Annotated in this window: 18 protein-coding genes and 1 pseudogene; 10 read left to right on the forward strand and 9 right to left on the reverse strand. The window is 58.9% G+C overall.

The genetic code is table 11. From position 1 onward, the window contains the following. The first annotated feature begins 5 nt into the window (after nt 1-5). From QE432_RS23470 to QE432_RS23485, 4 genes are all read left to right on the forward strand, one after another. A complete protein-coding gene (locus QE432_RS23470; RefSeq protein WP_306625908.1) occupies nt 6-2,390 on the forward strand; it encodes a bifunctional diguanylate cyclase/phosphodiesterase in 2,385 nt (794 codons plus the stop codon). Between the two features lie 16 nt (nt 2,391-2,406). Further along, the gene (locus QE432_RS23475; RefSeq protein WP_065662224.1) at nt 2,407-3,120 is read left to right on the forward strand and encodes a substrate-binding periplasmic protein; all 714 of its coding nucleotides are present in this window, start codon (nt 2,407-2,409) and stop codon (nt 3,118-3,120) included. A gap of 102 nt (nt 3,121-3,222) precedes the next feature. After that, complete coding sequence (gene pth / locus QE432_RS23480) at nt 3,223-3,939, forward strand: aminoacyl-tRNA hydrolase (RefSeq protein WP_003513491.1); 717 nt, start codon at nt 3,223-3,225, stop codon at nt 3,937-3,939. A gap of 6 nt (nt 3,940-3,945) precedes the next feature. Continuing rightward, nucleotides 3,946-4,398 carry a GNAT family N-acetyltransferase gene (locus tag QE432_RS23485; protein WP_038491777.1) on the forward strand — a complete coding sequence of 151 codons (453 nt, stop codon included), beginning with the start codon at nt 3,946-3,948 and terminating at the stop codon, nt 4,396-4,398. A gap of 11 nt (nt 4,399-4,409) precedes the next feature. On the opposite strand, the gene clpS is transcribed toward QE432_RS23485, so the two are convergent. Then, nucleotides 4,410-4,721, reverse strand: coding sequence for an ATP-dependent Clp protease adapter ClpS (clpS, locus tag QE432_RS23490; protein ID WP_003513495.1), 312 nt, complete (start codon nt 4,719-4,721; stop codon nt 4,410-4,412). 253 nt (nt 4,722-4,974) lie between these two features. Here clpS and ychF point away from each other — a divergent pair, with 253 nt between their 5' ends. From ychF to QE432_RS23510, 4 genes are all read left to right on the forward strand, one after another. Continuing rightward, nucleotides 4,975-6,078 carry a redox-regulated ATPase YchF gene (gene ychF / locus QE432_RS23495; RefSeq protein ID WP_003513497.1) on the forward strand — a complete coding sequence of 368 codons (1,104 nt, stop codon included), beginning with the start codon at nt 4,975-4,977 and terminating at the stop codon, nt 6,076-6,078. A gap of 321 nt (nt 6,079-6,399) precedes the next feature. Continuing rightward, the gene (locus QE432_RS23500; RefSeq protein WP_003513500.1) at nt 6,400-6,873 is read left to right on the forward strand and encodes a MaoC family dehydratase; all 474 of its coding nucleotides are present in this window, start codon (nt 6,400-6,402) and stop codon (nt 6,871-6,873) included. Continuing rightward, a complete protein-coding gene (locus QE432_RS23505) occupies nt 6,870-7,337 on the forward strand; it encodes a MaoC family dehydratase (protein WP_003513502.1) in 468 nt (155 codons plus the stop codon). The genes QE432_RS23500 and QE432_RS23505 overlap by 4 nt, the downstream gene beginning before the upstream one ends. Nucleotides 7,338-7,400: 63 nt before the next feature. Then, nucleotides 7,401-8,036: a class I SAM-dependent methyltransferase gene (locus tag QE432_RS23510; protein ID WP_065702309.1), complete on the forward strand. Its 636-nt coding sequence runs from the start codon at nt 7,401-7,403 to the stop codon at nt 8,034-8,036. A 13-nt stretch (nt 8,037-8,049) separates the two neighbouring features. Here the strand turns inward: QE432_RS23510 and QE432_RS23515 are convergent, their stop codons facing one another. From QE432_RS23515 to petA, 5 genes are all read right to left on the reverse strand, one after another. Further along, on the reverse strand, nt 8,050-8,592 hold the full coding sequence (locus QE432_RS23515; protein ID WP_019565208.1) for an adenine phosphoribosyltransferase: 543 nt from the start codon (nt 8,590-8,592) through the stop codon (nt 8,050-8,052). A 90-nt stretch (nt 8,593-8,682) separates the two neighbouring features. Beyond that, nucleotides 8,683-9,075: a GFA family protein gene (locus tag QE432_RS23520; protein WP_003513508.1), complete on the reverse strand. Its 393-nt coding sequence runs from the start codon at nt 9,073-9,075 to the stop codon at nt 8,683-8,685. Nucleotides 9,076-9,154: 79 nt separating this feature from the next. Then, nucleotides 9,155-10,039 carry a cytochrome c1 gene (locus QE432_RS23525; RefSeq protein ID WP_003513510.1) on the reverse strand — a complete coding sequence of 295 codons (885 nt, stop codon included), beginning with the start codon at nt 10,037-10,039 and terminating at the stop codon, nt 9,155-9,157. 22 nt (nt 10,040-10,061) lie between these two features. After that, nucleotides 10,062-11,345 carry a cytochrome b gene (locus QE432_RS23530; RefSeq protein ID WP_019565206.1) on the reverse strand — a complete coding sequence of 428 codons (1,284 nt, stop codon included), beginning with the start codon at nt 11,343-11,345 and terminating at the stop codon, nt 10,062-10,064. Nucleotides 11,346-11,359: 14 nt separating this feature from the next. Then, complete coding sequence (gene petA, locus QE432_RS23535; RefSeq protein ID WP_003513514.1) at nt 11,360-11,938, reverse strand: ubiquinol-cytochrome c reductase iron-sulfur subunit; 579 nt, start codon at nt 11,936-11,938, stop codon at nt 11,360-11,362. Between the two features lie 310 nt (nt 11,939-12,248). On the opposite strand from petA, the gene QE432_RS23540 reads away from it, so the two are divergent. Then, nucleotides 12,249-13,181, forward strand: coding sequence for an endonuclease/exonuclease/phosphatase family protein (locus QE432_RS23540; protein WP_111783592.1), 933 nt, complete (start codon nt 12,249-12,251; stop codon nt 13,179-13,181). Nucleotides 13,182-13,194: 13 nt separating this feature from the next. Here QE432_RS23540 and QE432_RS23545 read toward each other — a convergent pair. From QE432_RS23545 to QE432_RS23555, 3 genes and pseudogenes are all read right to left on the reverse strand, one after another. Beyond that, nucleotides 13,195-15,064: pseudogene (locus QE432_RS23545) on the reverse strand (ABC transporter ATP-binding protein). Nucleotides 15,065-15,424: 360 nt separating this feature from the next. Continuing rightward, nucleotides 15,425-17,275, reverse strand: a complete 1,851-nt coding sequence (locus QE432_RS23550; RefSeq protein WP_306625911.1) for an ABC transporter ATP-binding protein — start codon at nt 17,273-17,275, stop codon at nt 15,425-15,427. Nucleotides 17,276-17,658: 383 nt separating this feature from the next. Then, nucleotides 17,659-17,814 carry a hypothetical protein gene (locus tag QE432_RS23555; RefSeq protein ID WP_162995199.1) on the reverse strand — a complete coding sequence of 52 codons (156 nt, stop codon included), beginning with the start codon at nt 17,812-17,814 and terminating at the stop codon, nt 17,659-17,661. A gap of 225 nt (nt 17,815-18,039) precedes the next feature. Between QE432_RS23555 and QE432_RS23560 the strand changes: the two genes are divergently transcribed. Next, the gene (locus QE432_RS23560; RefSeq protein WP_003513525.1) at nt 18,040-18,513 is read left to right on the forward strand and encodes a tRNA (cytidine(34)-2'-O)-methyltransferase; all 474 of its coding nucleotides are present in this window, start codon (nt 18,040-18,042) and stop codon (nt 18,511-18,513) included. Nucleotides 18,514-18,602 lie beyond the last annotated feature (89 nt).

Raw genomic sequence — 18,602 nt, forward strand, 5'->3', positions numbered from 1 at the left:
AGAACATGGCTCATTCCGTCGAAAGTCGCTTTATCGCGATTGTTTCCGGTGCACTTCTCACAGTGGTCGCCCCGCTTTTCACCCTTTTGCTGACCCTCTCCTATCACGAGGCTATCCGTAGCCAGCGCAATCACCTTGAGATCCTGCTGTCAACCAATGCGCAGGCGCTTGCCCGCCCGCTATGGGATCTCGACGACGACACCATAAATCAGATTACCGGCACCCTCGTTTCCGACCCCGTGATCCGCATGGTCGAGGTCAAGGATACCTCTGGCCAGCTGGACATCATCCAGACGGCCGGCAGCGACATCATTCAGGATGCAGCCTCCACGACCCGCGAAGTGACCTACAAAACCACAAACGGTGTCGTCACCGTCGGGCAACTGACAGTCTATTACGACGATATCGGTCTTCTGACCTCTCTCAGCCGCACCGAACTGGCGTTCATCACAATTTTCATTCTCGCCATTCTCACCACCGTTCTTGCGGCCATCGCCGGCAACCGCTTCATGGTCATCCGCCCGCTGATGCGGCTGGCGGCAGCGATAGAAGCGACACGCCGCGTCGGCTCGCGCCACCATGTCGACTGGCGCTCGAAGGACGAGATCGGCAGGCTGGCAAAAAGCTTCAACGAAATGCAGACCCAGCTTGAAAAGGAAGAGCTGGAAATCAAGCATGCCCATGAGCGGAAGACGGAAATCTACAATCGCACACCCGCCATGCTGTTCTCGCTTGACAGATACGACCGGATTGCCGCGGTCAGCGACTATTGGGTGCAGGCGACCGGTTATGATCGGGCCAGAATACTCGGCCTGAATTTCGCCGACCTCATCCACCCGGATGACCGGTCCCTTTTCCTGCAGCGCAAGGCGGCACAACATTCGCCCGACGCCGCACATGCGGGTATCACGGTGCGTTTTCATTGCATGGATGGCAGCGTTATGGACGCCCTCATCCTTGAAAAAGCCCTTGATTCCGGCAACGCACATCAGGGCACATATCTCTGCGTCATGACTGACGTGACGGAGTTGCGCCAGTCGGAAAAGCGCAACCGCCAGCAGGCTATTTCCGACCATTTGACCGGTCTCTTCAATCGCCAGGGTTTCGAGGCCATTCTCGACGTGCAAATCCGTGACGCCGACAGGAACGGCAGCGAACTGGCATGCCTTTTCATAGACCTCGACCGGTTCAAGGCCATCAACGACAATCTCGGCCATGCGGCGGGCGATGCGGTTCTGCGGGAATTCACGCTGAAAATCGAACCACTGCTGACACCGCTGGACAGCGCATCGCGTCTGGGCGGCGACGAATTCGCCATTCTGCTTGCCGGCGACAAGGTGGAGGAGCGCGCCCAGCTGTTCTGCGAGCGTATTTGCACCATGCTGGACACGCCCTTCGAGATCGAAGGCAACAGCATCCGTCTCAGCGCCAGCATTGGCATGGCGATCTACCCCCTGCATGCCGCAAGCGCATCCGAACTTTTGCAGAATGCCGACATGGCCATGTATACCCGCAAGAGAACGGGCAAGAACGGCTCGCAGATCTTCGACAGCTCGATCATGGACCGGGCGCGCGAACATGCGGAACTGGAAAGGGATATCGCGCAGGCGCTTTCCGACAATTGGTTCGAGGCTTATTTCCAGCCGATTCAAGATCTTGCAACGGGCCAGACGGCGGGTTTCGAGGCGCTGTTGCGTCTCAACCATCCGGAAAAGGGATTGCTTTCTCCCGCCACGATCATCAGCCTTGCGGAAGAAAACGGCACCATCCATCGCATCGGCAATGTCATCCTCGACCAGTCAATCGCCAATCTGGCCAGACTGTCGCACCTGCCCGGCATGGAGCAATCCTATGTGGCGGTGAATTTTTCGCCGCTGCAGTTCGAACCGGGATTGCCGACCCGTATCGCCGGCGTCCTTCACCGCTACGGCATTCTTCCTAAACGGCTGATTATCGAGATAACCGAGGCGGTCATCATGAAGGACGATCCGCAAATCCGGGCGATCCTCAATGCCATTCACCAGCTGGGCTGCCGCATCGCGCTGGACGATTTCGGCACGGGTTATTCGTCGCTGAGCTATCTCAGCCGCTTTCCGGTCGACATCGTCAAGATCGATCAGTCCTTCACGCGCTCGATCTGCGACGACACGGTGGAGATAAGGCAGCGCAGCCGCATGCTGGTCGAGGGTATCGCCGCAATCTCACACAAGATGAATTGCTCCGTCATCGCCGAAGGCGTCGAGACGGAAGAGCAGAAGGAGCTTCTGACAGTGATAGGCGCGGATTACGGACAGGGCTATTATTTTGCGCGACCGCAGCCCATCGAACGGCTGATCGCTGCATTGAATGCGGATTACGGCGCAGACCGCGCCGCGGCGCGACAGGCGTAAACGGGTGGGAGCAGCCATGGGATTGATCCGCTTTTGTCTGATCTTTCTTGCTCTTGCCGGCCCGGCCAGCGCAGCCAAGCTTTTCCTGACCACCGAGGTTTACCCACCTTATAATCTGCAAAACGACGACGGCAGCGTGGCGGGCGTTTATATCGACCAGCTCAGGATCGTACTTGAGGATACCGGCACCGATTACGAGGTTGCCGTCATGCCCTGGGCGCGGGCAATCGCATTGGCCACAACGAAGGCCATGCATTGCGTCTTTGCCACGGCGAGAACGCCCGAACGGGAAAAGCTTTTCAAATGGGTCTCACCGATCCATAGCGACCGCAACATCCTCGTGGCGCGCCAGAGTGCGGATATCAACGTCTCCAGTCTGGAAGACGCGAGAAAATACCGGGTCGGCACCCAGCGTGGCGACTACACCGAGGTCCTTCTTGGCAACCTCGGTTTCGAGCATGTGGATGTCGGTGCTGATTTCCAGATCACGCTTCACAAGCTGAACGCAGGCCGCATCGACCTGATGCCCATGTCGGAAAGCACTTTCAAAAGCCAACCCCCAGGCAAATTCAGGGAAGTGATAACGCTGGCGCGGCAACAGCTGGGTCTTGCCTGCAACAAAAGCGTTCCAGACGAGGTCATTGCAAAATTGCAGGCGCGGCTGGACAGGCTGATCGCCGATGGAACGCAACAGAGCATATTCGACCGCTACAAACTCGTCAGCCCTTGAGCGCCCGCTCGCCACATCCAAAAAATCCATAAAAAGATTGACAGCCGGAACATTTCGGGGTGGTGACAACAGCATCGTCAGGCAAAAAAGCGGACATGCCCCATGAAGATCATCGCAGGCCTTGGTAACCCCGGCGCCCAATATGCGGGAAACCGTCACAACATCGGCTTCATGGCCGTGGATGCGCTGCAGCGCCTGCCTTCCTTCTCGCCCTGGGCGCGGAAATTCAAGGCGGAGATTTCCGAAGGCGAAATAGGCGGTGAGAAAGTTCTGCTGATGAAGCCCCTCACCTACATGAACCTGTCGGGTGAGTCCGTCGGCGAGGCCATGCGTTTCTTCAAGCTTGCGCCGGCAGACATTATCGTCATCCATGATGAACTCGATTTGCTTGCAGGCCGCGCGCGCATCAAGACCGGCGGCGGCCATGGCGGCCATAATGGCCTGAAATCGATCGACGCCCATTGCGGCAAGGAATACCGCCGCCTGCGTCTCGGCATCGGCCATCCCGGCGACAAGGAGCGCGTGCATGGCCACGTTCTCGGTGATTTCGCCAAGACCGACCGTGTCTGGCTCGATCCGCTGCTGGACGCCATTGCCGACAATGCCGCCATGCTGGTGAAATCAGAGGATTCGCAGCTGATGAACAAGCTGGCGCTTGCCACCGGCAGCAAGCCGGAAACGGAAAAACCGGCCAAGGCGGCCAAGCCCGCCGCGCAATCCCACATCCATCAGGCGCGCAACAACGCCCAACCGAAAAAACTGCCGGAAACCGGGCCGATGGCGGAGATGCTGAAGCGGATGTTCGGCAAGAAGGATTGAGCGCAGATGTCTTCAGAGACCATGAGCCTTCGCAAAGCTGGCCCGGACGATCTGCCGAAACTGCTCGAACTTTACCAGGCGCTGAACCCTTCGGACCCGCAACTGACGACGCAAGAGGCAAGCACGGTTTTCGCCGCCATGCTCGGCCAACCCGGCCTCACCGTGTTCTTTGCCATGGAAGACCAGGAACCCGTTGCAACCGCCACGCTTCTCGTCATCCCGAACCTGACGCGCGCTGCCCGTCCCTATGCCTTCATCGAAAATGTGGTGACGCTGGAAACCCGTCGCGGCCGGGGATATGGCCGCGCAGTCGTGCGCCACGCCATCGAGACCGCCTTTGCCGCAAATTGCTACAAGGTGATGCTGCTGACCGGCCGGCAGCGTCCTGAGGTGCACGCCTTCTACGAAAGCTGCGGTTTCATTCAGAACAAGACGGGTTTCCAGATCCGGCGGGATTGAGCATAAAGCCGTCACTCCTCCGGCTCGGTGGTGAACATCAGCGGAAACCCGGCCTCCTTGCCAAGATCGTTCGCCTCCTTGGCCTTGGTCTCGGCAATGTCGCGCTCGCAGACAACGACGACCGCGCTTCCGAAGCGATGCGCCGTCATCATCACCCGGTGGCCGGTGTCCTCGCCCATGTGGAAGACGACCTTCAACACCAGGGTGACAAAGTCGCGCGGCGTATAGTCGTCATTCAGCAGAATGACCTTGTAGAGCTTAGGCCGCTCCAGCTTCGGTTTGACTTTCGGTTTCGGTTTGAGATCAACAGGACTGTCACTCATCATTGTCGCCCGTGATTGTCACTCAATTGTAGCCCATGGGGAAAATCCCCGTTGATGACGAAAGATCGGTTGCTCGACCGGCGCATATTGCGCCGCAACCGCAGCATCGACAACCCCGGCCCCGCACTCGCGCAAAATTCCGCGCCATTCGCGGGGCTTTGCCCGCCCAAATCGGCCCCCGGGCTTGACCTTGCCCTGCCCTTTCCGCAAAAGGCTCCTCAACGAATTCTTTCAAACGGACAGGTTTCAAGCCATGGGCTTCAAATGCGGTATCGTCGGGCTGCCGAATGTCGGCAAGTCCACCCTCTTCAACGCGCTGACGAAAACGGCGGCCGCGCAGGCCGCCAACTATCCCTTCTGCACCATCGAGCCCAACACCGGCGAAGTTGCCGTGCCGGACCCCCGCATGCAGCAGCTCGCGGCCATTGCCGGATCGAAGGAAATCATTCCGACCCGCATTTCCTTCGTGGACATTGCCGGCCTGGTGCGCGGCGCATCGAAGGGTGAAGGTCTCGGCAACAAGTTCCTCGCCAATATCCGCGAAGTCGATGCCGTCGTGCATGTGCTGCGCTGCTTCGAGGACGACGACATCACCCATGTGGAAGGCCGCATCAATCCGGTTGGCGATGCCGACACGATCGAGACGGAACTGATGCTCGCCGACCTCGAAAGCCTGGAACGCCGTGTCGAGCAGACGCGCAAGCGCGCCACCAGCAAGGACAAGGAATCCTTGGCCCAACTGCCGGTGATGGAAGCGGTAATTGCTCTGCTCAACGACGGAAAACCGGCACGTCTGCTTTTGAAGACACTGGCGGACGAGGAAATCGAAATCCTCAAGGGCCTCAATCTCCTGACGTCGCACCCGGTGCTTTATGTCTGCAACGTCTCTGAAGCCGACGCATCCACCGGCAACGAGCACACCGCGGCTGTCGCGGAGATGGCAAAGCAACAGGGCGCCGAATGCGTGATCATCTCGGCGGCGATCGAGGCCGAAGTCGCGCAGCTTCCGGCCGATGAAGCCGAAGAATTCCTCTCGGCCCTCGGGCTCACCGAAGCCGGTCTCGACCGGTTGATCCGCGCCGGCTATCACCTGCTCGACCTCATCACCTATTTCACCGTCGGCCCGAAGGAAACGCGCGCCTGGACGATCGTGCGCGGCACCAAAGCGCCCGCTGCCGCCGGCGTCATCCATACCGATTTCGAACGCGGCTTCATCCGCGCCTTTACCATCGCCTATGACGACTACATCGCCTACAAGGGCGAAGTTGGTGCCAAGGAAGCCGGCAAGGGACGCGACGAAGGCAAAGAATATGTCGTCCAGGACGGCGACGTCATCCACTTCCGCTTTAATACCTGATCTGGTCTTGAGCGCGGCGGCGGTCACATCGCGTCTTTTGACTCGCTGACCGAAGTGACACACACCCGTGGCTTGTTTCTTCTCCCCGGCGGGGGAAGATAGCCCGGAGGATCGGATGAGGAGGCAGGGCTGGCGAATTACACGACCCTTGCCCTCATTCCGCTATCGCGACCTTCTCCCCCTCTGGGAGAAGGCAGCATGCCGCACTCGCTCTCTCAACAGCATCTCCCTATGCCGCAAACGCACTCTCGATTTGACCTTTACGTAAAGGGAAAAATCATTTTAGATGCCGGTGACATCGACTAGGCAAGGGAGGAAGCCATGGCGCCGGTCGCGACATATGCCTATGAGGATTTTTCCGTTGGACGGGAATTTCCCCTGGGACCGCAATCGATTTCTGCAGCACAAATCATCGAATTCGCCAGCGAGTTCGACCCCCAGCCCATGCATCTATCCGAAGAGGCTGGCCGCCAGAGCATTCTCGGCGGGCTGGCGGCATCCGGCTGGCACACCTGCGCCCTGCTGATGCGAATGATGGCGGAGAGCTATATCAGCGATTCGACATCGCAAGGCAGCCCCGGCATCGATTATGTCGACTGGAAAAAGCCGGTTCTGGCTGGCGATACGCTTTCGGGAAAATCCATTGTTCTGGAACAGCGCACCTCCAGCTCACGCCCCGGCATCGGCCTCGTGAAGTTTCGCCATGAGCTTTATAACCAGCGCGGCGTTCTGGTATCGCACGGCGAAAACACCGTGATGTTCCTGATGCGTGCGGACGGAGGCCTTGCGGCATGAGACTGGCAGAACTTTCCCCGATCGGCGAACGGGTCACCCTCGACACATTGCATTTTTCCGCCGAAGACATTGTCCGTTTCGCCCGCGATTTCGATCCGCAGCCCTTTCATCTCGATGCCGAAGCGGCGAAAAACAGCGTCTTCGGCGCGCTCTGCGCTTCCGGTTGGCACACCGGCGCTGGCTGGATGAAATGTTTCCTTTCCCATTGGGGCAAGGAAGTGAAGAGGCTGAAACAACTTGGCCTTGAACCGCCGAAACTCGGCCCCTCCCCCGGCTTTCGTGAACTCAAATGGAAAAAGCCGGTTTTCGCCGGAGACGACGTGACCTATTTCGTCACCTTGCTCGATGCCCGACCGCTGGAATCAAGAGCCGGGGTTTGGCTGAACACCACCTTCAACGAGGGCGTGAACCAGTCCGGAGAAACCGTGATGACCTTCCAGAGCGGGGTTCTGGAGTTCGAATAGCGGCTGGCCGAGATAGCCCGCGCGCGATACCCTCGGAATCGGCGTCGCGGCGGGAAGGCAAGAATGAACGATATCCTACAGGGTTATGCTGAAGCGGCAACGCCGGACCTGATTGCCAGGTTCGATGGACTGGATTGCCGGGAAATCTACGCACCGGTCATCGATCTGTTGCCGGTCTCACCGGCCCGCGTGGCGGATATTGGCAGCGGCACCGGTCGCGATGCCGCCTGGTTTGCCGAATGCGGCCATGATGTTCTGGCGATAGAGCCGGTCAAGGAACTGCGTGAACCCGGAAAGAGATTGCACCTCTCGCACAAGATAACCTGGCTTGACGACTGTTTGCCCGATCTGATGAAAGCGCGCCGCCACGGCCCGTTCGATCTGGTTACGCTGTGCGGCGTCTGGCACCATATCGATGACGAGGCACGGCAGACCGCCATGGAAAGCCTCTCGGAGATGACGGCAGAAGGCGGATTGCTGATCATGTCTCTGCGTCACGGCCCCGCACCCAAAGGCCGCCGTGCTTTTCCCATTTCACCAGCGGAAACGACGGGCAATGCAGCCCGTCTGGGGTTCACGTTGATACGACAGGTAGAAGTTGCTTCCATTCAGGCGGGTAATCGCGCCATGGGCGTCCACTGGACATGGATCGCACTACGAAAGAACGGACAAAACACCGGCCTGTCGCAACATTCCTAGCCGGAAACCGGCCTCAATGGCCTGAAAACTCCACCAGTGTCCGCACTTCCACACCGAGGTCTTCCAGCTTCCTGCGGCCGCCGAGATCGGGCAGATCGATGACGAAGCAGGCCGAAACGATTTCCGCGCCCATCTGCCGCAAGAGTTTCACCGCACCTTCGGCGGTGCCGCCAGTCGCGATCAGGTCGTCGACCAGAATGACCTTTTCGCCCGGCTGCACGGCGTCCACATGCATTTCCATCTCGTCAACGCCGTATTCAAGGCTGTAGGCCACGCGCACGGTGGTGTGCGGCAACTTGCCTTTTTTGCGGATAGGCACGAAACCGGCGGAAAGCTGGTGCGCCACCGCTCCGCCCAGAATGAAGCCACGCGCTTCCATCCCCGCGATCTTGTCGATCTTCGTTCCCGCATAGGGCTGCACAAGCTCGTCCACGGCACGGCGGAAAGCGCGCGGATTGCCAAGCAGAGTCGTGATGTCCCTGAAGATGATGCCCGGCTTCGGATAGTCGGGAATGGAGCGGATGGCAGCGGAAAGCTCCGAAGCGATAACGGTCATGGTATTTCCAGTTAGATTGGGAAATGGATCAGAAGGTTCGGGCCACCCTATCAACTTGGTGGCTGCGGACCAACTAAAAAGGACCGCCGCTCATTCCTGCCCCGACATTCCCTCGATCCGCGCCCAGACTGGGCATACATCCGCGAAGGAATGCGACAGAGGCCGTAGCGCCTCATCATTTCTGTCGTCAAAAGAGCCGGAAACGAGGGCGACAGTCGGTGCATCGTCGATGGCGCCAAGCGTGCTGCCGCAGACCGCGCAAAACGCACGGCTGGAATAATCTGAAGACCGGAAAACCATGGGCGCACCGCGCTCTCCCGTCCAGACCACTGCATCGCTCGCAAACTCCACCCAGGCAAGGCTGGAAGCGCCGGAGTGCCGCTGGCAGATATCGCAGGAGCAGCTGTGCGGATTGCCGGGTTCACCCGTGGCCTCGAAACGGACGGAACCGCACAGGCAGCCACCGCTCCGGACTTTCGCCATTTCTCATCCTCCTTCGACACATGAAAAGGCCCCCAGGGCAAGACCATGGGGGCCAATGATTGCGGGCATTTGAAGCCGCTCAATGTTCTTTGTTGGCGTAGACCGATTTCTTGGTGAGATAGATCAGCGCCGTGAAGATGAACAGGAACACCATGACCATGAAGCCGGTGCGCTTGCGCGCTTCCAGATGCGGTTCTGCGGCCCACATCAGGAAAGCGGACACGTCCTTGGAATATTGATCCACCGTCTGCGGCGCACCATCGTCATAGGTCACCTGATCGGCACTGATCGGCGGCGCCATCTTCAGCGCCACGGCGCTGGCGAAATACGGGTTGAAATGCGTGCCTTCCGACACTTCAACGCCGGCAGGCGCGTCCTGGTATCCGGTCAGCAGCGCATGGATGTAGTCCGGGCCGCCTTCCTGATAACCGCCGATGATCGGAATCATGTCGATGACGAACTGCGGAAAGCCGCGCTCCACGCCGCGCGCCTTGGCAAGCAGCGACATGTCCGGTGGTGCAGCTCCGCCATTGGCAGCAGCAGCCGCTTCGTGGTTCGGGAATGGCGAGGGGAAATGGTCGGAAGGCACAGCCTTGCGATTATACATTTCGCCGTCGGCGTTCGGCCCGTCCTGCACTTCATATTCCGCAGCAAAGGCCTTCACCTGCTCTTCCGAATAACCGAGATCGCCCAGCGTGCGGAAGGAAACGAGGCTCATCGAATGGCAGGCAGAGCAGACTTCCTTGTAGACCTTCAGGCCGCGCTGCAGCTGGCCCTTGTCGTATTTGCCGAAAGGTCCGGCAAAAGACCAGCTCTGCTCCTCGGGCTTGATGACCGGGAAGTGACCGCCGGCGATCGCATGCTCGGTCTTGGTGGCGAGATCGTGGCTCTCCTCCGCCGCAAAAGCGGCGGCGGAACAGCCGATGGCAGCGATAAGCGCGATGCTCGTTACAAGCTTCTTCATTGTCGTCATCCTTCCTTCGCGCTCAGACTTGGGCGGCCGCTGGCGCGGCAGTCTTCTTGGCGGCGTTCTTTTCCAGAACGGCCTCGGTAATCGAATTCGGAATACGCCGCGGCGTTTCGACCAGACCGAGGATCGGCATGATGACGAGGAAGAAACCGAAGTAATAAAGCGTGCCGATCTGCGACATGATGACATAAAGGCCTTCCGCCGGACGCGAACCCAGCCAGCCGAGCAGGATGGCGTTGACCACGAACAGCCAGAAGAACAGCTTGTACCAGGGACGATAGACGGCGGAGCGAACCTTCGAGGTATCGAGCCAGGGCAGGAAGAACAGCACGATGATTGCGCCGAACATGACGAGAACGCCACCGAGCTTGGAATCGATCGGCCCGATATTGAAGGTGATGGCGCGCAGCATCGCGTAGAACGGCAGATAATACCATTCGGGCACGATATGCGCCGGTGTCTTCAACGGATCCGCCATGATGTAGTTATCAGGGTGTCCGAGGAAGTTCGGCATGTAGAAGACGAACCACGCATAAGCGATGAGGAACACCGAAACGCCGAGTGCATCCTTCAACGTCGCATAGGGCGTGAAGGGCACCGTATCGGTCTTGCTCTTCACTTCCACACCGGTCGGATTGGTCTGGCCGGTCACATGCAGCGCCCAGATATGCAGGATGACGACACCCGCAATCATGAACGGCAGCAGGTAGTGGAGCGCGAAGAAGCGGTTGAGCGTCGGATTGTCCACCGCAAAGCCGCCGAGCAGGAACTGCTGAATCCACTCACCTATGCCCGGGAAAGCCGAGAAGAAGCCGGTGATGACCGTGGCGCCCCAGAAGGACATCTGGCCCCACGGCAGCACGTAGCCCATGAAGCCCGTCGCCATCATCAGGAGGTAGATCACGCAGCCGAGAATCCAGAGGATTTCGCGTGGCGCCTTATAGGAGCCGTAATAAAGTCCACGGGCGATGTGCAGGTAAACCGCGATGAAGAAGAACGACGCACCGTTGGCGTGCATGTAGCGCAACAGCCAGCCGTGGTTGACGTCGCGCATGATCTTTTCGACGGAATTGAAGGCAACCGTCGTTTCAGCGGCGTAATGCATGGCAAGCACGACGCCGGTGAGGATCTGCACGATCAGCATGACAGCCAGCATCGCGCCGAACGTGTAGGCGTAGTTCAGATTACGCGGGACAGGATAGGCAACGAAGCTGTCATAGATCATGCGCGGCAAGGGAAGCCGCGAATCGATCCACCTCTCGATGCCGGTGGACGGCTGATAACTGGAATGACCACTCATAAATATCTGTCCCCTTATCCGATCTTGATCACGGTATCGGATGTGAATGCAAATGTCGGGATGGCGAGGTTCTGCGGCGCCGGACCCTTACGTATGCGGCCCGCCGTATCGTAATGCGAGCCATGGCAGGGACAGAACCAACCGCCGAAATCGCCGGCCTGGCCGAGCGGAACGCAACCGAGATGGGTGCAGGAACCGATCATGACGATCCAGTTCTCCTTGCCCTGACCGGCGGAACGGTCAATGTCCGTCGCCTGCGCGTCGGGGGCAATGTTGGCGTTGCGCGCCACCGGATCCTTGAGATCGGCAAGAGCGACCGCATTGGCTTCGCCGATTTCCTTTTCCGTGCGGTTACGGATGAAAATCGGCTTGCCGCGCCACTTCACGGTCAGCGACATGCCCGGCTCGACCGCCGCGACATTCACCTCGATGGAGGCAAGCGCCAGCGTCGATGCGTCTGGACGCATCTGGTCGATAAAGGGCCATGCCACTGCGGCGGCACCAACGGCGCCCGTCATTCCGGTTACTAGATAAAGAAAATCGCGACGGGTCGGTTCACCCGAGGCGTCGTGATTGGTTACGTGCTCGCTCACCGCTACACCATCCTCTGCGCTGTTTTTGCCGTAAATCGCATGAGTCCTCCCGCTATGATTTGATCCAAGACAATCTCCGTCCCACCGTCTCGGTCATCCTCGCGGCGTTTGAAAAACCGCGTCATTCTGTTTGATCGCAAAATATTGACTGACTTGGCAAGAGCAAAGCACACAAAGCTGCCGTAATTCTGCCAGAAGGGGCGGATTTGTTTCTCATTTTTTCCTGAGCCCCGGCAAGCGGGCAACATTGTGCCCACCCTTGCGGCATGTTACGAGACATCAAGGGAGAGCTTGGAAAGCAGGGATTCGGATGACGGCGAAGCTCTCGTGCATGGTCTCCACGGTCGTGGCTGCCGGCCTTTTTATCGCCAGCCTGCGTTATGTGACGGATTTCTGGCTTTTAGCCTTCGTCACCAGTTTCCAGCTTCACATCGCCTTCGTCTGTATCCTGCTGTCATGCCTGGTATTTTGGCTGACGCGTGACGCGATTTCCGCTTTCCTCATCATCTGGTCGCTTGCGCTCGCCATCCACGCCGTCGCCATGCTCATGGAATTCTCGACAAGCGCCAATGCGGCACCTGGCGCCAGACCCTTCCGGCTATTGTCCTTCAACGTATTGATGGATAACGCCGCCAATGCGGATGCGATTGCCGACAGGATTCTCGAATCAGACGCGGATGCGGTCTATCTGTTTGAGGCGGCTGCGCTGGAATCGGTTCTGCCGCGTCTGCAGCAAACCTACCCCCACAGGCTTGGCTGCTATGCGGGAACACCGACCTGTGATCTTTTGATCCTATCGAAGCGGCCGCTGCTGGAGGGCCGTTTCCATAGCCTCAGCGATCTGCGCCGCGACCGTTTCGCCATCGCCAGCATCGATTTCGACGGCACGAAGCTGACGCTCGCTGCAGGTCACATCACCAAACCCTATTTCGACGACTATCACCGGGACGAGCTGGACGAAGTCAGCGAAATTCTCTTTCGTGTCACCGGGCCGCTCATTCTGGCCGGAGATTTCAATTCGGCCAGCATCGCTCCCGACATGCGCGACTTCCTCGCCGCCAACGACCTGAAGAAAGCGCCATGGGAACCCGCCACATGGCCGACGAAGGCAGGTCGCTTCGGCATCGCGATTGACCATATCTTCGCCCGCGAACCGGCCACGCTCTTGAAAACCACCCGTCTGCCCGACAGCCTCGGTTCCAATCATTTCGGCCTGATGGCGGATTTCATGATCGGGAAATAGCTGCCGAAAGACCCTATTGGGCCGCCTCGTCCACAGCAAGGAAGCCGCCCGACTGTCGCGCCCAGAGTTCCGAATAAAGTCTGCCCTGCGAGACGAGATCTGAATGGCTGCCCTGCTCGACGATACGGCCCTGATCCATGACGATCAGCCGGGTCGAGAGCAGCAATCGTTGAAAGACGGTGGGCGATGGCCAGCACTGTCTTGCCCTGCATCAACTCATCCAGATTGCTCTGGATCGCCGCTTCTACTTCCGAATCAAGCGCAGACGTCGCCTCGTCGAGGACGAGGATCGGCGCATCCTTAAGCATCACGCGGGCAATGGCGATGCGCTGGCGCTGGCCTCCGGACAATTTCACGCCGCGTTCGCCAACATGCGCGTCGAAACCCGTGCGGCCGCGCTGGTCTTCCAGCCGTGCAATGAACTCATCCGCCTTGGCCCGGCGCGTCGCCTCCAGCAATTGCGCTTCGGTGGCATCCGTGCGCCCGAACATGATGTTGTCTCTGATAGAACGGTGCAGCAGCGATGTATCCTGCGTGACCATGCCGATATGGGCGCGCAGTGATTCCTGGGTGACCTTGGCGATATCCTGCCCATCAATGAGGATACGGCCTTTCTCGACATCGTAAAACCGCAACAGCAGATTGACGAGCGTGGATTTGCCCGCGCCGGAGCGTCCGACGATGCCGACCTTCTCCCCCGCCTTGATATCGAGATTAAGATTGTCGATGACCCCGTTCGCCCGCCCATAATGGAAGCTGACATTTTCGAAACGGATACTTGGACTTTTCACGTCCAGCACTGTCGCATCCGGCGCGTCCACAAGGCCGATCGGCTGCGAAATCAGCTCCGCCGCATTCTGCACCGTGCCGAAATTGCGCATGATGCCGTTGAACTGCGTCATCAATCGCCCGAGCAGGAAGTTGAGGCGCAGAACCAGTGCCAGCGTGAAGGCGACAGCGCCGGAACTGATCTTGCCGGACAGCCAAAGGTCGATACACAGCGCCGCCATCGACGTGATCATCACACCAGACAGCAGCGCCATGGAGGCGCGCACACCGGTGATGAACCGCGTGAACGTCATCGTAGCGTTCTGGAAGATATCGAAGCCCTGCCGCATGTAGCGGTCATTGGCATCGTCGCGCCCGAACAGCCTGAGCGTCTGGATATTGCTGTATGCATCCACCATCCGGCCGGAAAGCATGGAGGCTGCCTCCGCCGTTTCTTTCGAATGGGAGCGGATGCGCGGCACGAAATAACGCGCCAGCAGCGAGAAGATCAGCACCCAGACGAGGACGACGACGGCAAGCCGCCAGTCCAGTCCGCCGATCAGCAGCAGCATCGAGACGGAGTAGATGCCGACGAACCAGACGCTTTCCATCAGCGAGGTGACAAGATCGCCTGCCGCCTGCCCGCCCGACCAGACCTTGGTGACGATGCGGCCGGAAAAATCATTCTGGAAAAAGGTCAGCGATTGCCGCGCCACATGCATATAGGATTGCCAGCGCACCAGATTGTAAAAGCCGGGCGTGATGATCTGTTGGTCCACCAGCGCGGTCACCATGGTGACGATAAAACGCACGATGCCGATCAACACCAGCATGCCGACGAGTTCGCCGCCATGGGCTGCCAGCAGTCCAGCCCAGCCCTCTTCCGGCTTGACGGTCGAGAGAATGTCGACCAGCCGCCCTACGAACCAGAAAAGCGCAGCCTCAATGGCAGCCGTCAACCCGCCCAGCACCAGCATGGCAAGAAACGGCGCCTTGGCCTGCGAGATATAGAACCAGATGAAACCGGACGTCTTTTCCGGCGGCCGCAAATCGTCCTTGCGGGCGAAGGGCTTTATCCAGTTCTCGAAAAACTCGAAGATGCGGGTAATGACCATGATCCGGATATAGGCGGATTCCCGGAGCGGGAACAGCCGCAGAGCGTTCGGGAAGAGATTATATTTCGGTAACGTTCGGGAAATGAAAAAGGGCGAAGAATGTTCCACCGGGCTCTGGATAGACCCACCTGGATTTTGCGCACTCGCAGCATCCTCACTCCGTCACCAAGGACTAGATCCGGGGTAAAGCGCGATTCAAGTTTTTGATCGCGGAGACTCCTTTCACGGCGCAGACGCGCCGTGACTGGAAACCGGCTCAAGGCCGGCATGACGGAGGAGAGGTTTAACTCGCCTACATAGATAAACGTGAACCGCAAACGAAAGGGCGGGAAACCATGCTTCCCGCCCTTCGAGCTCTCCTTACTCGGCAGCCGCTTCCGCCTCGTGGTCGGCGATGAAGCCGCCGGACTGGCGCCGCCATAGATCGGCATAGATACCTCCCATCGCCGCCAGTTCCGCATGGCTGCCCGATTCCACGATCTGGCCCTTGTCGAGGATGATGAGCCGGTCCATTTCGGTCAGCGTCGACAGACGGTGGGCGATCGCGATAACCGTCTTGCCTTCCATCAGCGAGAACAGGTTTTCCTGAATCGCCGCCTCGACTTCCGAGTCGAGCGCCGAGGTCGCTTCATCAAGCACCAGGATCGGCGCGTTCTTGAGGAACACGCGAGCAATGGCGATACGCTGACGCTGGCCACCGGACAGCTTTACACCGCGTTCGCCCACCTGGGCATCAAGGCCCTGGCGGCCATGCATATCGACTAGCGTTTCCACGAAGTCCCAGGCATTCGCCCGCTTTGCCGCCGCGATCACCTGCTCGTCGGTGGCCTCGGGATGGCCATAGGCGATGTTGTCGCGGATCGAACGGTGCAGCAGCGAAGTATCCTGCGTCACGACACCGATCAGCTCGCGCAGGCTGTCCTGCGACACCTTGGAGATGTCCTGCCCGTCGATGGTGATCTTGCCCGCTTCCAGATCGTAGAAACGCAGGAGCAGGTTCATCAGCGTCGTCTTGCCCGCACCGGAACGCCCGACCAGTCCGACCTTCTCGCCCGGCTTGATATCCAGCGTCAGCCCGTCGATCACGCCCTTGTTCTTGCCGTAGTGGAAGCGGACGTTATCATAACGGATCGCGCCCTGCGGTGCTGCAAGCTGAGGCGCCTTCGGAGCATCGACGATATCGTGCGGCTTCGTCATCATCGACATGCCGTCATAGACGGTGCCGATGTTTTCAAACAGCGACGTGACTTCCCACATGATCCATTGCGACATGCCGTTGACGCGCATGGCAAGGCTTATGGCAATGGCAACCGAGCCGGCCGTGACCGAACCCTGCATCCAGAAATAAAGACCGAGCGAGGCCGTGGAAAACAGCACAACCGCATTGTTGAGGTCGATCAGGATGTTGAAGCCGGAAATCTTGCGCATCTGGCGGTGAACGGTTCCGAGAAACACGTTCATGCCCTCACGCGCATATCTTTCCTCGCGGCCCGCATGCGAAAACAGCTTGATCGTCGAGATGTTTGTATAGCTGTCGACGATACGCCCCGTCATCATCGAGCGCGCATCGGCCTGCTCCTGTGCGAGCCGGCCGAGTTTCGGCACAAAATAGGTGAGGATACCCATATAGATGCCGAGCCACACCAGCAGCGGAATGACCAGCCGCCAGTCTGCGGCCGCAACCATGAACAGCATCGAGACGACGAAGCTGATAGCGTAGACGAACACGTCGATCACCTTCAGCGCCACTTCGCGGATCGCCAGCGCCGTCTGCATCACCTTGGTCGAAACCCGGCCTGCAAATTCGTTGGCGAAAAAGTTCATGGAGTGGCGCAGCAGGAAACGATGCATCTTCCAGCGCGCGATCATGCCGAAATTGCCGGCAAGCGTCTGGTGCATCGTCATGGTGTGGATAGCGCCCATCAGTGGCAGCAGGAAGAGCACCAGCCCAGCCATGACCATCAGATGCCAGCCCTCATCGGCAAAAAACGTCTCGCGATTGGCCGTGGAAAGCCAGTCAACGATGCTGCCGAGGAATTTGTAGAGCATGGCTTCCGCAACGGCGATACCCATGGACATCAGGCCGAGCAGCAGGAGCCACGGCCATGCGGGCTGCACATAATGCCACACGAACGGCAAAAGCTTCTTCGGCGGCACAGACGGCGCCGAAGAGGGAAAAGGATCAAGGCGTTTTTCAAACCAGCCAAACATAGGCCAAGCTCCGGCAAGCAATCGCCCCATCGTGAAACGTGAGCAAGCGCAAATATGGCTCACGACGGAACAGAAAAGTATTGGATATGGCCGCAACAGCCACATGACGAATCAAACTATGGGAAACGCGGTCGAACCGCGGGGGTAACACCTAGGCCAGCAGCAGCACTACTGGGGCCGGGAGGCGAATACGAATGTCATTTTGCATCAGAACCTCCCTAGCTGGTGTTGAAGATGTCGCCTTGTAGCGCAAAAATTAATCGTTGACCAGCCGCAAAGATGCCGAACGCGTCAGAAAAGCTCTCGATTGCGACCGATTCTGCCGAACGGGCGGAGAAGACCCGGCAAAGGTCTCCGCCCGTTGTAAGGCCTGGATACGCAGCTTACTCGGCGGCGTCCTGCGCCTGCCCGAGCGCCTTGATCTGCGCCAGAGTATCGGCAAGCGTGGCCGAGGTGTCGGAATAAAGATCATCGTCCTGCACCTGCAGATTGCCGACATGCAGGTCGGTCAAATGGACGAAATTCGCCCGTTCGGACATGATATCTTCCTGTTTTTGCTGCGCGGAACCCGGATCGAAACAACGCCGATCCGACGCAACCGGATATGCCGGATCGGCCTGACGGCACGATGGTTAATGGGTAGCCCGACTGTGTGTCACGCGAATGAATACGGCACTCTTCGAAACGGTCCTCTCGGGCTGCATCTGTCACAAACCCGCCGCCCGTGATAAGCGCTCCGGCATTCCAAACGCGGTGAGAAGACCATGAGCGATATCAGACCCGAAATCAGGATTGCCCTCTACCAGCCGGATATTCCCGGCAATACCGGCACGATCCTGCGGCTGGCGGCCTGTCTCGGCCTCGGCGTCGATATCATCGAGCCGGCCGGTTTCGATATTTCCGACCGCAACCTGAAAAGGGCAGGCATGGATTATATCGCAGCGGCGGCGCTGACGCGCCACGTCAGCTGGGACCGGTTTGAGGAGTGGCGCGCAACCACCGGCCGCCGCCTCGTTCTCGCCTCCACCAAGGCCGCCCTGCCCTATACGAAAATCGCCTATCGCCACGACGATATCCTGCTTTTCGGCCGTGAAAGTGCTGGTGTGCCGGACCACGTTCATGAAAAGGCGCAGGAGCGAATCATCATCCCGATGGTCGAGGGGCAGCGCTCCATCAACGTCGCAATGTCCGCCGCGATGATCACCGGCGAGGCTTTGCGCCAGACCGCATGGTCGTAAGCGCCTTTTTTAGCGCCATTTTTTCGTGCAAATACAAAAATTGACCGTTTTTGCTTCAAAACTGTCGCAACCCGGCCTGTACCGAAGGC

It is taken from the genome of Agrobacterium sp. SORGH_AS_0745 (assembly GCF_030818995.1).
Classification (GTDB): domain Bacteria; phylum Pseudomonadota; class Alphaproteobacteria; order Rhizobiales; family Rhizobiaceae; genus Agrobacterium; species Agrobacterium tumefaciens.